Source organism: Marininema halotolerans (assembly GCF_900116235.1).
Classification (GTDB): Bacteria; Bacillota; Bacilli; order Thermoactinomycetales; family DSM-45169; genus Marininema; species Marininema halotolerans.
On record NZ_FPAA01000010.1, the window covers coordinates 82417 to 95437 of the forward strand.

The 13021-nt window shown below is 46.9% G+C and carries 13 protein-coding genes; 8 read left to right on the plus strand and 5 right to left on the minus strand.

Features of this window, described 5'->3' with window-relative positions:
* Positions 1-177: 177 nt before the first annotated feature.
* Positions 178-2322 (plus strand): Tex family protein, encoded by a 2145-nt coding sequence (locus CHX35_RS13230; RefSeq protein WP_091838146.1) that lies wholly within the window; start codon positions 178-180, stop codon positions 2320-2322.
* 252 nt (positions 2323-2574) lie between these two features.
* Entirely contained in the window at positions 2575-2991 is a 417-nt protein-coding gene (locus CHX35_RS13235; RefSeq protein WP_091838147.1) for a hypothetical protein, read from the plus strand.
* Positions 2992-3155: 164 nt separating this feature from the next.
* On the opposite strand, the gene cmpA is transcribed toward CHX35_RS13235, so the two are convergent.
* Positions 3156-3287 (minus strand): cortex morphogenetic protein CmpA, encoded by a 132-nt coding sequence (gene cmpA, locus CHX35_RS13240; protein ID WP_091838149.1) that lies wholly within the window; start codon positions 3285-3287, stop codon positions 3156-3158.
* A 72-nt stretch (positions 3288-3359) separates the two neighbouring features.
* Here cmpA and CHX35_RS13245 point away from each other — a divergent pair, with 72 nt between their 5' ends.
* Positions 3360-3842 (plus strand): SprT family protein, encoded by a 483-nt coding sequence (locus CHX35_RS13245; RefSeq protein WP_425435360.1) that lies wholly within the window; start codon positions 3360-3362, stop codon positions 3840-3842.
* Between the two features lie 5 nt (positions 3843-3847).
* On the opposite strand, the gene CHX35_RS13250 is transcribed toward CHX35_RS13245, so the two are convergent.
* The gene (locus tag CHX35_RS13250) at positions 3848-5407 is read right to left on the minus strand and encodes an FG-GAP-like repeat-containing protein (protein ID WP_091838150.1); all 1560 of its coding nucleotides are present in this window, start codon (positions 5405-5407) and stop codon (positions 3848-3850) included.
* A 287-nt stretch (positions 5408-5694) separates the two neighbouring features.
* Here CHX35_RS13250 and CHX35_RS13255 point away from each other — a divergent pair, with 287 nt between their 5' ends.
* The 3 genes from CHX35_RS13255 (at position 5695) to CHX35_RS13265 (ending at position 8017) form a co-directional block, all read left to right on the plus strand.
* Entirely contained in the window at positions 5695-6261 is a 567-nt protein-coding gene (locus tag CHX35_RS13255; RefSeq protein ID WP_091838152.1) for an N-acetylmuramoyl-L-alanine amidase, read from the plus strand.
* 179 nt (positions 6262-6440) lie between these two features.
* The gene (locus tag CHX35_RS13260; RefSeq protein WP_245838819.1) at positions 6441-7010 is read left to right on the plus strand and encodes a thioredoxin family protein; all 570 of its coding nucleotides are present in this window, start codon (positions 6441-6443) and stop codon (positions 7008-7010) included.
* A gap of 101 nt (positions 7011-7111) precedes the next feature.
* On the plus strand, positions 7112-8017 hold the full coding sequence (locus CHX35_RS13265) for an NAD(P)-dependent oxidoreductase (protein WP_091838154.1): 906 nt from the start codon (positions 7112-7114) through the stop codon (positions 8015-8017).
* Positions 8018-8153: 136 nt separating this feature from the next.
* On the opposite strand, the gene CHX35_RS13270 is transcribed toward CHX35_RS13265, so the two are convergent.
* Entirely contained in the window at positions 8154-9191 is a 1038-nt protein-coding gene (locus CHX35_RS13270; RefSeq protein ID WP_091838155.1) for a ThiF family adenylyltransferase, read from the minus strand.
* A gap of 55 nt (positions 9192-9246) precedes the next feature.
* The gene (gene moaD, locus CHX35_RS13275; RefSeq protein WP_091838157.1) at positions 9247-9966 is read right to left on the minus strand and encodes a molybdopterin converting factor subunit 1; all 720 of its coding nucleotides are present in this window, start codon (positions 9964-9966) and stop codon (positions 9247-9249) included.
* A 348-nt stretch (positions 9967-10314) separates the two neighbouring features.
* Here moaD and CHX35_RS13280 point away from each other — a divergent pair, with 348 nt between their 5' ends.
* Together CHX35_RS13280 and CHX35_RS13285 are read left to right on the plus strand one after the other, a co-directional pair.
* Positions 10315-10818 (plus strand): hypothetical protein, encoded by a 504-nt coding sequence (locus CHX35_RS13280; protein WP_091838159.1) that lies wholly within the window; start codon positions 10315-10317, stop codon positions 10816-10818.
* 93 nt (positions 10819-10911) lie between these two features.
* Positions 10912-11598, plus strand: a complete 687-nt coding sequence (locus tag CHX35_RS13285) for a Bax inhibitor-1/YccA family protein (RefSeq protein WP_091838160.1) — start codon at positions 10912-10914, stop codon at positions 11596-11598.
* Between the two features lie 87 nt (positions 11599-11685).
* On the opposite strand, the gene CHX35_RS13290 is transcribed toward CHX35_RS13285, so the two are convergent.
* Positions 11686-12852, minus strand: a complete 1167-nt coding sequence (locus CHX35_RS13290; RefSeq protein ID WP_245838820.1) for an aminotransferase class I/II-fold pyridoxal phosphate-dependent enzyme — start codon at positions 12850-12852, stop codon at positions 11686-11688.
* Positions 12853-13021 lie beyond the last annotated feature (169 nt).

Consider the following 13021-nt stretch of genomic DNA (forward strand, 5'->3'; position numbering starts at 1 on the left):
TGCAGAGCGCTGTCACTTTTGGGTTTTTATGTGGGTTGATCGTAAAAAAGCATCATCATGACATGTTTTTTAATTGATTATCAGTGGTTATTCCTCTTTCGATGTGAAAATTGCACCAATAACCAATGAAGCGGTATGATAAGAGAGCAACAATTGAAGGAATGAACGGAGGCGTCTATGGAAGCGAATGTGAGACACCAGAGGATTGCAAAGGAATTAGGGATGGATGTTGCACGGGTATCCGCAGCTGTGGAGCTTATAGAGGAAGGAAACACCATTCCATTTATTGCTCGGTATCGCAAAGAACGGACAAAAGAGATGGATGAAGAGCAGTTACGGGCAGTTGAGGAGCGCAATCGTTACTTAATTCAACTGGATAGTCGAAAAGAAGAAGTAATTCGATTGATCGATGAGCAAGGAAAATTGACGGAGGAACTTCAAGAACGTATTGAAGCTGCTGAAAAACTACAAACCCTTGAGGACTTATATCGTCCATACCGTCCGAAACGAACCACACGAGGTGCCAAAGCAAGAGAACGTGGATTGGCACCTTTGGCAGAACAAATGCTAGGGACAAGCGATGCAGAGGCGATATCTGTCGCCGCTGCTGAATATATCGATGCTGATAAAGGCGTGGAAGAGTTAGAGGGGGCTCTTCAGGGAGCCATGGATATCATTGCGGAAGACCTCGCAGACGATGCAGATATTCGTAAATGGGTGCGCGATTACGTCTGGAAGAAGGGGGTACTTGTCTCGGAAGAAAAAAACGCGGAAGAGAGCCGTGTTTATGAAATGTATTTCGATCATAGGGAACCTGTACGCACGATGCCACCTCACCGGGTTCTTGCGGTGAATCGTGGGGAACGTGAAGAGGTATTGAAGCTATACGTTCAGGTAGAGGAAGAGGAAATTCTACGTCATTTGGAACGGTGGTTCCCCAAAAAAGCCCACCGCTATCTTCTGGAAGCTGCCCATGATTCGTGGAAACGCTTAATTGCGCCCTCCGTAGAAAGAGAGACGCGCTCACGGATGACCGAGGCGGCAGAGGAACAAGCGATCCATATTTTTTCAGAGAATCTAAAAAATCTGTTGCTTCAACCTCCCATTCCTGGAAAGCGGGTGTTAGGGGTCGATCCTGCGTATCGCACAGGCTGTAAACTGGCGGTGGTGGATGATACCGGTCGGATGCATTTTGTTGGGGTAATCTATCCGACCCCTCCAGTAAACAAGGTCGAAGAAGCAAAAAGGGTCGTTCGCCAGTTGATCGAAGAATATCATATTGATTTGATAGCCATTGGTAATGGAACGGCCTCGCGGGAGACGGAATCCTTCATTGCCGATCTGATCAAGGAGATCGAGCGTGATCTTTACTATATTATGGTGAATGAGGCAGGTGCGAGTGTCTACTCTGCTTCCAAATTAGCGCGCGAAGAATTTCCGAACTTGGATGCGGCACAGCGAAGCGCTGTGTCCATTGCACGACGTTTGCAAGATCCCCTTGCTGAACTGGTAAAAATCGAACCCAAAGCGGTGGGGGTGGGTCAATATCAACATGATGTTTCGCAAAAAGAACTTTCGGTGAGTTTAAGTACGGTCGTTGAGTCGGCGGTAAACCATGTAGGTGTTGACGTGAATACCGCTTCCGCATCCCTACTTTCCTATGTTTCAGGGGTCAATGCTACCGTTGCCAAAAACATCATCCAACGTCGTGAGGAACTTGGGCGATTCCACGATCGCAAAGAGCTTAAGAAGGTCCCCCGTTTGGGTGCAAAAACCTTTGAGCAGTGTATTGGTTTTCTTCGGGTGATGGATGGGGTGAGTTCATTGGATAAAACGCCAATTCACCCCGAGTCTTATCCCATCGTTAAAAAGTTACTTGATCAGTTAGGGAGTGACCCCAACCAAATTGGGACACCTGCGCTAAAAGAACAACTCCTTGCGATTGACGTACAACAGATGGCTACGGTCTTGGACTGTGGCGTTCCAACTTTACGTGATATCGTGGATGCGCTTCTGCGTCCTGGTCGTGATCCCCGGGAAGAGATGCCTGCGCCGGTTCTTCGCTCAGATGTGTTACAGTTGGAGGATTTGAGGGAAGGGATGGAGTTGAAGGGCACGGTAAGAAATGTGGTTGATTTTGGTGCTTTTGTTGATATCGGCCTTAAGAATGACGGTCTTGTCCATATTTCAAAATTGAGTAACCGTTTTGTGAAACATCCCATGGATATCGTGAGTGTGGGCGATGTAGTGGATGTGTGGGTGATTGGTGTCGATCATGAGCGGCAACGGGTATCCCTCAGCATGGTGGAGGATCGTTGTTAGAAAAACAATAACAATGGGTTAGGTTGAAGTAAGGAGCGTAAAGCTCTTTTCTTCAACCTATGAAAGTAAATTCCAGTCTTAATAATTGCATCGCACCCTTTGGAAATCATGCAATGCATCGTGGTGTGGCGAGTTGGTTATATGGAGCTCCTGATTAATTGGGACAGCCTGTGCAATCCTTATATCACGAGAGGAAGTATGATTTAATTATCCCTTGGCATAGTAAGGAAAAGAGAATCAAGGGGGATATCCATGATTCAACATGATTTCGCACAACAGATGGCAGAGCATACCGCTCAGATGGCAGCCCATTGTGGGCAACTCTTTACGGAAGGCACCGATGAGTTAGCAGGCATCATCGCTTTTGTAGAACAGGAAATGAAGGGACAAGACTTAAGCATTGGAGCACGAAGTCGTGATGAATTTATCGGTGAAACCTTTCGGCGACTTTTTCCCATGGTTATTCAATCAGAAGAATGCCGTGACGCACTTGCTAGTATGACAAATGATCACCCGCAATTTCCTGGGATTTCAATGATGGAAAAACATGATGCGGAGGAACATTATCGCATGGATTTAGGGATGGCAGAGGTATTATTTACAATTAGCAGTGCGTTGATGGCTACCATCTTGTTAGTTACGGCAGGACAAAGCGTACCGAGGGGTTAACGCCTCATTGAAATTGACTAGAAAGATCCCCTTGCTACGGATGAACAAGGGGATCTTTCTAGTCAAGAACCAAGGGATGTCACTTCTGAAATAATAGAGACAAGTTTTTATCTGTAAAGAAGGGACTCTTTCTTTAATAATCTTTCCGCCGATAAAAGAATCCTTTATGATTGTTTGATAGGGAGATACTCGCTTCTCTCCTGGTACTGGAACCAGCAATCATTCAGGATACGGATCTGATGACGATCCTTTCCCTGGAATGCTCGTTGTAACTGACGGCGTAGCCAGTATGGCATAGAATGAGGCCTCCCTTATATCAATTGGGTTTGGGTATCTTGGTAAAAGTTTATGAAGGAGGGGTTTGTACTGTGAATAGCCAACCTCCCTCAGGAATGGATGATTCGACGCTGCAACAGTGGGTTGAAAAAATATCGTTACGTGATTTTAAAAAGCCCTTTGAGCATCAAGTCATGTTTAATCGTCGCTTACGAACCACTGGTGGGCGCTACTTTCTCTCCGATCATCGTATCGAAATTAGTTCGCGTCACCTAAAAGCCCTGAGCAGCGAGGTAATGGAAAAGATCATTCAACACGAATTATGTCATTATCACTTACATAGAGAAGGGAGGGGATACCGCCATCGTGACAAGGATTTTAAAGATCTTCTCTCCCAAGTAGGAGGGTTACGTTATACACCTCCTTTACCCAGAGAAAAGGGGCAAAAAAAGCGCTTTCGTTATGTGTTAACCTGTCAACATTGTGGGCAGGAGGCATTTCGACAGCGACGAATGAATCCAGCTCGTTATCGATGTGGTAGATGCCAGGGCCCTTTAATGTTGCGAGAGTGTTAAAGGATCTACTCTTCAATAAAGGGGATGACCGTGACGGTAAAGGATTCTGTCGAACTACGATTGGTATTGGTATCCGTGGCTGTACAAGTGACAGTCGTTGCACCGATGGGGAAGAAGGAACCGGAAGCGGGAGTGCAGGTGAAAGTGATAATACCGGGACAATTATCGGTGACGGTGGGTTCGGGGTAATAGACGATGGTGCCGATGTTGTTGTTTGCTTGCACGTCGATATCGTTTAAGTCAGAGATCATGGGCGGTTCCGTATCGTTTACCGTAACGGAAAAGGTACAGACTTCACTGTTATCACCAACGCTGGAGGTGGCTGTGGCTGTGACCAAGTTCGTACCCACTTCAAAAAAAGAGCCAGAAGCAGGGTCCGTCGTCGTGCTTACGTTATCACATTGGGGAGTGGTAATTTCAAAACTGACAGTGGCGCCACATAAGCCAACTTCATTCTCTGTCGTGATATCAGAGCAAGTAAGGGACTGGACACAATTATTGAGTAAGACGGTGAAGTTGGAGCCATTGATATTTGCAGAAGATAAATCGAGGACGCCGTCATTATTAAAATCCCCTGTCACCAGTCCAACGGGACCTCCACCTACCGTAAAGGTTGATGGTGTTTGGAAGGTACCATCCCCATTGCCAATGAGAGCGCTGATTGAGTTATTGGCGAGTTGATTGATTGCAATATCCGGGACATCATCACAGTTGACATGGGTGATGACAACTTCGCGGGGGCTTCCACCAATTGCGATGGGGCTTCCTGGTGCGTTCGTAAAACCTCCGGTTCCATCTCCTAAGAGAATCGTTAAGTTATTACTTTGCAAATTAGAGACGGCTAAGTCAAGATTTCCATCGTTATTTAAGTCGCTGCTAGCTAGAGCAAATGGAAGATCACCAACAACGATGGGGCTGGCGGGTGATGGGGTGAAGGTACCATTCCCATTTCCTAAAAAGAGGGTGATGACATCATTTACATTTGCATTAGCCAAATCTAAATTCCCGTCATTATTAAAGTCTGCCGTGATAATCCCTAAGGGGTTCACTCCTCCAGTTAAAAAGGGGCTACCTGCTGCTGATATGAAGGTGCCACCGCCATTCCCGAGAAATACCGAGATCGTATTATTTCCATTATTAGTGATAGCGATATCGGTAATGCTATCGTTGTTAAAATCACCAGCCACGATCCCCACAGGATTGGTTCCTCCAGAGGGAAAGGGGCTTCCTGGTGCAGGCGTGAAGGTGCCATCCCCATTCCCTAAGAAAATGGCAACGGTATCGGGACCGTTGTTGACAAGAGCGAGATCGATGAATCCGTCATTATCGAAATCAGCTGATACGATTCCTTGAGGTGTTGTTCCCCCCGAACCAATCGGACTACCTGGTGCGGCGGTAAAAGTACCATCGCCATTCCCGAGGAAAACAGAAAAATTGACGCTATTTTGATTGGTAATCGCGAGGTCAAGCACATCATCGTTATTAAAATCAGCGGTGGTGATATAGATAGCGGCTGTTCCACCAGTGGGTGTGCTACCAAGACTCAAATAGGAAGGGCAAACCATAAAACACGCTCCCCTGTGGATTATTCGCAAAGAGACTATGACACCGATGCTTTTTAAATTACCATCGACTTGTTTTACAGAGTATGTAGTGAGGTAGGCGGGTGATCATGAGAAGAGTGCCCAATTGATTCAACTAGACAAGCAGAGGTCTCAGCGAGGTTTTTTGTTGTGCAAATCGACTCATTTTTTTGTTGTTAAGAGGATATAATGTACAAGCCTTCCATTAACGAGAGGTTTAAAGAGAGGCTGAACCGGGCAATCGTTAAGTACGGAGAGAGGTGAGGAACATGGCATTAACGATAGGATTAGATTACGGGCATGTGGATGGTCGAGAGCGGAGAATGTGTACGGAGATGGCCCATTTGTTGGCCTTTTCATTCCAACGGAGGAAGGGTGTTACAGTGACCTTGCAACCTTTGACAGGGGAAAGCGCTCATCGTCGAAGGAAACTTTGTCAGATGAAAGATTCCCGTGCGGATTTATGGCTCAGTTTTCATGTTCATCCAGTGAACGACCACAAGGAGCCGGGTTTTGCTTCGTACATCGATTGTTGTGCTGGTCTTACTACCCGCTCTCTCCAGGCTGGACTCCATAATGGAGCAGCCTATGTTCTTCGGCAAATTGGTGTGGTGGATAGGGGGAAGAAAAATGACACGGAAGCAATTCCAGGATCGCTCCCTCTATTAAATCGGGAAAAAGTTCCCGCAGTCTGCTTCGAATGGCAATACACAACGGCCGAGGTGGAGTACGCGAATGATCCGGGATGGATGCGTACCGTTGCCGAAGAGATGGTAAAGGGGTTACGGTCGTCTGTGTTGGAAGAATTGATGGCAAAGTCACGATCAAGGGTTTAATATGAAAATGGTGATAGGTTCAATAAAGCCCCTTTACGTGCCTGTTACGAAAAGTCATTCGTAGCAGGTACATAAAGGGGTTTTAAGTACAAGGATTTAAGGCACGCTTGTTACTTATTGGTTTCTGGTGAAGAAGAGGTACAATGATAAGGAAATATTATCGATAAGGAGAGGATCCTGTGAGTTTGGAAACATGGTTTAATAAGGGAATGACAGCGAAAGAGTATATAGAGGGTATGAAGGTTAACCAGGAAGGGCTTCTTGCCATCCATCAACAATTTGAGCTCGGAGAAGCGGATCGCAAGTTTTATCGTTCGTTACGAGCAAAAGAATTACGAGGCATTGTTCTTACAGCTGACTGGTGTGGGGACGCGATGCTCTGTGTTCCGATCTTGATGAGAATTGCCGAAGAGGCAGAAATGGATCTTCGTTTCCTCAACCGGGATGATCACCTCGAGTTGATGGATCAATATCTAACGAACGGGAAGTCACGATCCATCCCGATTTTTATTTTTATTGATCAGGCGGGGAGTGAACAAGCCGTTTGGGGGCCAAGAGCTCCCGAGGTTCAACATCTGGTTGAGGAAGTGCGCAGTATGATGCCTGACCCAGAAGATGCTGAATTCGAAACGAAGCAGAAGGAGATATATCGCTCCTTTAAACAACAAATTAAAACAGAAACCATTTACTGGGAGGCAGTGAATCGTAGCATCCAAGAACGGTTAAAGATGGCGCTATTCGGACAGTGAGTGACACCCCCCTTGATGGATGGTGAGGGTAAAGCGGATAGTGACCCATTGGAAAGATTACAGATCGACAAGGTTGAAAGATGAAGGAGAAATGAAAACTCGTGGCAAATCAATTGCGTGTTGGCTTTATCGGATTAGGCATTATGGGACAATCGATGGCACGAAATCTGCTACAAGCCGGTTTCTCTGTGACGGTATGGAACCGGACTGAATCAAAAATGAAGGTTGTTCAAGACTGGGGAGCCACTCCAGCTGCCTCCCCGCAAGCGGTTGCCAGGAAAAGTGATGTCGTGATCACCATTGTTGGAGACACCCCTGATGTTGAGGCGGTGATTACAGGGGATGAGGGCGTTCTCGCCGGTGCAAAACCCGGCTTAATCTTAGTGGATATGAGTACAATCTCACCTGATGCGACGCGTCAACTTGCAGAACAAGCATCTGCCCAGGGTGTGAAAATGCTGGATGCTCCCGTTAGTGGGGGCGATATTGGTGCCCGTGAAGGAACGCTATCGATCATGGTGGGTGGGGAGAAGGATGTGCTAGAAAAAGTACGTCCTCTCTTTGAAGCAATGGGGAAAAATATTGTCCACTGTGGACCAAATGGTGCGGGACAGACTGTCAAAGCATGCAACCAGATCATGTGTGGGCTGAATCTTCTCGGGATGGTAGAGGCGCTCTCCTTTGCTAAAAAAGCAGGCGTGGATCTAGAGAAAATGATTCAAGTCACAACGCAAGGTGCGGCGGGCTCTTGGGCTTTAGCCAATCTAGGACCTCGGGTAGTGAAAGGGGATCTCGATCCTGGTTTTTCCGTACGGTTTCAACAAAAAGACTTACGGATCGTTCTACAAGAAGCGGAGCAATTGGAACTGCCCTTACTCGGAACGGCAGCCGTCAATCAGCTGTTACGTTCGGTACAAGCCCAAGGGGGTTCAGAAGATGGAACCCATGCATTAATTCGTGTCATGGAGCAATTAGGTAATTTTTCCATCATACCAGATAATGAGTGATTACAAGGTAAAACCGCCCTGTTTGTTCATTGTAAACAGGGCGGTTTTACTTATTAACGGAAAATGATAGAATCCTATTAAGGCCATTAATTTTTAGAAAAGTATATCTTTTTCCAGTTCCGTGCAGAAATCCCTGTTAGCCGCCAAGATATCGTGTGGCGATGGAGCGTGCAAGGGAGGGATCAGAAGTTCCTTGCACCAGGACGCGGCCGTCAGGAAATAGAATGAGGCGGTGGTTCTCGTCGACTTGGGCCCGCAGGAGAAAGCGATTCCTTTGTACTTTCGCGATTGGAGCAAGGCGTTGCTCCATCTTTTCAAGATCGAGGTTTTGTGGGGGAGAATGGGTTATTTGGACAGTGTTACGCCCGCATAGGGACAGGGTTGTTTCCTCCTCATTTTCCGGTTGAAGGAATTCATACAGTCCCTCACTACACGCAGGGCAATCTGGTTTTCTTTGCAAGGTGACATCCATGGAAAGTTCTTCATTCTTCCATAGGTCTGTGTGGCGCAGTTTAAGATCAAGGGCATCGTGGTCACCAACCAGCCATTTGATCGCCTCGACCCCTTGTCGGGCGGCGACGATTTGGACGATGGGACCAATCACCCCAGCGGTATCGCAAGTCTGGGTTGTTCCGGCTCCCGGAGGCTCTGGAAAAAGGCAACGGATACAAGGAGTGGTGCCAGGTAGGATGGTATAATTCATCCCGTGGGAGCTAACTGCTCCTCCATAGATCCAAGGAATGTGGTATTTTAAGCTGACATCATTAATTAAATACCGAAGGTGAAAGTTATCGCTACCATCGAGTATAAGATCGACATCGGTTAAAAGGGATTCGGCGTTGCGCCATGTAACATCTGTGACGATGGGTTCAAGTTGAAGATTTGTATCAATGGCACGAAGTTTTTCAGCAGTTGCAATCGCCTTTGGCAGCTCCGCGGTGGCATCTTTTTCATCGTAAAGCATTTGTCGCTGGAGATTGCTTTTCTCCACAAAGTCGCGGTCAATTAATCGCAGGAATCCAACACCTGCCCGTGCCATATGGTGGGCCAGTGCTGAGCCAAGAGCACCTAATCCGACAATAGCAACCCGCGAATTAGCGAGGCGTTCTTGACCCGTTTCTCCAATGGGTTTGAAGAGAATCTGACGGGAAAATCGTTCATGATCGACTTGCAAAGGTTTCTCCTCCTTTTAACGAACGTGCGAACTCATTCATTTTATCTTTTTATCGTCAATCCTCTGGTTTGGAAAAAGGATTCCAATGCGCGGTTTGGGTTCCTTGCCAGCTCGATCCGTCTGCCCAAACTTCCTTTTTCCATATCGGCACCCTCTCTTTTAAGCGCTGAATAGCAAATTCGCCAGCCGCGAAGGATTCGGCCCGATGGGGAGAAGCCACTGCGATCAGAACACTGATTTCCTCGATCTGTAATCGACCGATACGATGGGCAATGGCGGTTTGTACGCCAGGCCAACGTTGGTCAATTTCTGAGCGAATGTTCTCTAATTGGCGTAAGGCCATCGGAATGTATGCTTCATATTCAAGGAGAACGGTTTGTAGATTTCCCGTAAATTCCCTGACGGTACCAGCAAAGGTAAGGATGGCACCTGCATAAGGGTTTGCTACTTGGCTCATCAGTGATTCCGGTGAGAGGGTCTTCCGAGTGATGAAGCATGTCGGTGTACCGTGAACCTCCGATTCGGCTTCTTCCCCGCCGCTCACTGGGGGGATCAATGCGATTTCATCCTGAGGGTAAATTGATTGAGTGGGCAAAGCGTATTCTTGATTGCAAGCAACCACCGAGCGTTCAATCACTTCCTTTATATGGGGGTACCGTTCAACCAAGTATTGAATTAATTCTTGAACAGTAATTTCCTCGGGAAGATCGAGTATGAGGTCTCGTTGATTGAGAGCCTCAGCGATCTCAGCAAAAAATAGGACGGTAATTTGCATCACAGCGGCGAATCTTCGCCTACCTCCTTTGAGATCTGTATTTCTCAGTAGTTTTTTGTAACGTATTGACGGCGAGAAGCTTTCACTTCTTAAGGTTATCTCCCAACAATTTGAGCCGCCGCACCGTTCAAATTGTTGTTTCTGACCTTTACGATACCAAACCCGAGACGTGCTGACGAGTGGTTGTGTAAGGGTATCACTTAAAAGCAAGGGGTTGGATAAGGTTTTTTGCCTTTGAATAGTCATCATCAGGTACCGAGGCGCAATCGATGAAAACTGCCCTTGAAGATCCAGTTGTCGCTGTCAACGAATGCATGAATTACATCGGACGAGACGAGGAGGAGCATGATGGAACATCAACTTGAAACGATCCAATTATTATTTCAATTAATCGTTGACCAATTGGAGGGAATGGAGCAAGGGGAGCGTCCCTTTACCCGTGTCGAATGGGTCGGAGAAGGATTGGAAGTGGAGCGTGTGGGAGGAGCCAGTTACAAAATCGAGGTAAAACCCATAGAGACGAAAAAACGATCCTCCTCTACAGAGGAGCAAACTCCGCAAGAAAATCGTTTTGATCGGTTAAGAGAGGGTGGACTCGACGTGTGGAATCAACAGCAAGATGAAGAAAAAAACGTGATTACGTTGAGAGAAGAACAGTGGAAGGACTTGGTACAAACCTGTGAACTAGTCATCCAGTTTCTCGAATATGATATGAATAAGATGGCAGAGCTTTCCGAGCGAGCCCCTGACTTCCCGTGGAAAAAGCGCAAAGAGATGATGGAGGGTCTCTTGGAGGGATTAAAAGACGGATTGGCCCAGACCGTGCCAGAGGAAGCCAGCATGCGATTCTAATTGACCGGTTTTCCCTCTATTGCAAATGCTTTCATTATAACGATATACTAAAGGGGATAGCCATAACCCTAATCTGGAGGAGATTGAACGACGATGAATCCATATGTCGATCATAGCCATGCAGTTCCCTCATCGAGTCTGATGACGCGCGTGTTCTCATGGATGTTTGCTGGATTGTCCCTTACTGCTATTATTTCTGCTCTTTTACTCACTGATGGAAGAATGATTGACTACTTTTATTATCATCGGCCTGTATTTTATGGCTTGATGATTTTTGAGCTCGTATTGGTATTCTTCTTAGCTGCCCGCGTTTATAAGATGTCGGTGGGGACAGCGACGTTGGTATTCTTCCTTTACGCTACATTAAATGGTGTCACCTTGACGCCCTTACTCGCACTTTATACTGGTTCATCGATCCTTGGGGTCTTTGTTACTGCGGCGGGGATGTTTGGTGCCTTTGCTCTCTATGGTGCGATTACGAAGAAGGACCTTTCCAAACTCGGTAGTATCTTCTTGATGGCATTGATTGGATTAATCATTGCTACCGTTGTAAATATGTTCTTAAATAATGGCATGCTTAGTATGATTCTTTGTTACATCGGCGTCATTATCTTCTGTGGGTTAACCGCCTATGACATTCAAAATATTAAGCGGCAGGCGCAGATGGCGATGGATGAAGATACCCATACCAAGGTCGCGATCTTAGGTGCGCTTAACCTCTACCTTGATTTTATTAACATCTTTATTTATCTCCTTCGTCTTTTCGGAAGTCGTGATTAATCCGTGTCACTGGATCTGAAAAATGCTGACCCTGAGAGCACTTGAGTACTCTTGGGTCAGCATTTTTTGTGTGAAAAAAGGGGTGAGTTAAGAGAGGGTAGGGACTACTTCTTGAAGGATGCGTGCGAATTCACTTCGCTCCACAGGGGTTCCTACACTGACGCGTAATAGCCGGTTGAGGGGGGGTGCGCCTGGAACGCGAGTGAATACACCCTGTTTCCATAGGGTATCCATTGCCAGTTTGGCCCGCTTGGGAGTGCCCATATCGAAGGCGACAAAATTAGTGGCAGAGGGTAGGGTTGATATGCCAAGTTCGGCAGCGAGGGTAGCATATTCCTCCTTCCCTTTAGCCACCTCTTTCATGATCATTCGTTGGAACGCGGTATCCTGCAAGGAAGCAAGGGCGCCTGCTTGCGCCGCCCGGTTGACACCAAAATGATTCCGTATTTTATCGAAGGCTTGAATGGTTTCTTGGTTGGCAAAGGCATAGCCAATGCGAGCCCCTGCCATGCCATGGGACTTTGAAAAGGTACGGGCGCGAATGACCTGTGGATCCGATGGATCAAGGGGCCAAATCGTATCCAGAGGAGCAAAGTCGATATATGCTTCATCCAGAAGCAATAAACACCCCTTTGGAAGTGAGCGACGGAGTTCACCGATCGCTTCCGCTCCCCACCAGCTTCCGGTTGGATTATCCGGATTGGCGAGATAGAGGATGCGGGAGTGGGTGTCATGGGCTTTTTGCAACAGACCTTGTAAATCGTTACGGAAATCCTGATAAGGGACGGTATGAAGCACTCCACCATATCCTTGTACATGAAAATTAAAGGTTGGGTATCCGCCGAGGGATGTGGTCACCGCATCGCCCGGATTAAGAAACGTGCGGACGATAAGGCCGAGTAGATCATCTAATCCACTACCGATAACGATCTGATCTGTACGGATTCCATGCAGGGTGGCAAGTTCTCCCTTAAGGTCGTAGGAAGTCGCATCCCCATATAAATAGGATTTGCCTACTGCTTTCTCCATTGCCTGGCGTGCCTTTGGAGACATTCCGAAGTTACTCTCATTGGCTCCGAGTCGAAGGCGAATGGAGTGACCTGTTTGGCGTTCCATTTCTTCCGGCGGAACAAAGGGAACGGTGGCAGGGAGTGCTTTTACAATGGAAGAGAAGGAGGGGTGGTTTATTTGGCTTTCTTTCTGTCGTTCTGTATGGTGAGAAAGCTTGTTAGAGGACATATTCGGACGCTTCATCAGCTCACCTCGTTATTTGAAAGGGTTTACTTGATACCACCCTATCAAAAATCGAGGGAAAACCCAATCGAAAGGGAGGGTGATTAGCAGATCCAGAGAGGACATTCCAAGTCTTTTGGCGAAGAATCGGATAAATCTTCATAAAGTAATTTATAGGAATAAGGGAGGG

What these genes read in the sequence shown, in the direction of transcription:
- CHX35_RS13230 (WP_091838146.1), top strand. Translation starts at nt 178, where the DNA reads ATGGAAGCGAATGTGAGACACCAGAGGATTGCAAAGGAATTAGGGATG.
- CHX35_RS13235 (WP_091838147.1), top strand. Translation starts at nt 2,575, where the DNA reads ATGATTCAACATGATTTCGCACAACAGATGGCAGAGCATACCGCTCAG.
- cmpA (WP_091838149.1), bottom strand. Translation starts at nt 3,287, where the DNA reads ATGCCATACTGGCTACGCCGTCAGTTACAACGAGCATTCCAGGGAAAG.
- CHX35_RS13250 (WP_091838150.1), bottom strand. Translation starts at nt 5,407, where the DNA reads ATGGTTTGCCCTTCCTATTTGAGTCTTGGTAGCACACCCACTGGTGGA.
- CHX35_RS13255 (WP_091838152.1), top strand. Translation starts at nt 5,695, where the DNA reads ATGGCATTAACGATAGGATTAGATTACGGGCATGTGGATGGTCGAGAG.
- moaD (WP_091838157.1), bottom strand. Translation starts at nt 9,966, where the DNA reads ATGCAAATTACCGTCCTATTTTTTGCTGAGATCGCTGAGGCTCTCAAT.
- CHX35_RS13280 (WP_091838159.1), top strand. Translation starts at nt 10,315, where the DNA reads ATGGAACATCAACTTGAAACGATCCAATTATTATTTCAATTAATCGTT.
- CHX35_RS13285 (WP_091838160.1), top strand. Translation starts at nt 10,912, where the DNA reads ATGAATCCATATGTCGATCATAGCCATGCAGTTCCCTCATCGAGTCTG.
- CHX35_RS13290 (WP_245838820.1), bottom strand. Translation starts at nt 12,852, where the DNA reads ATGAAGCGTCCGAATATGTCCTCTAACAAGCTTTCTCACCATACAGAA.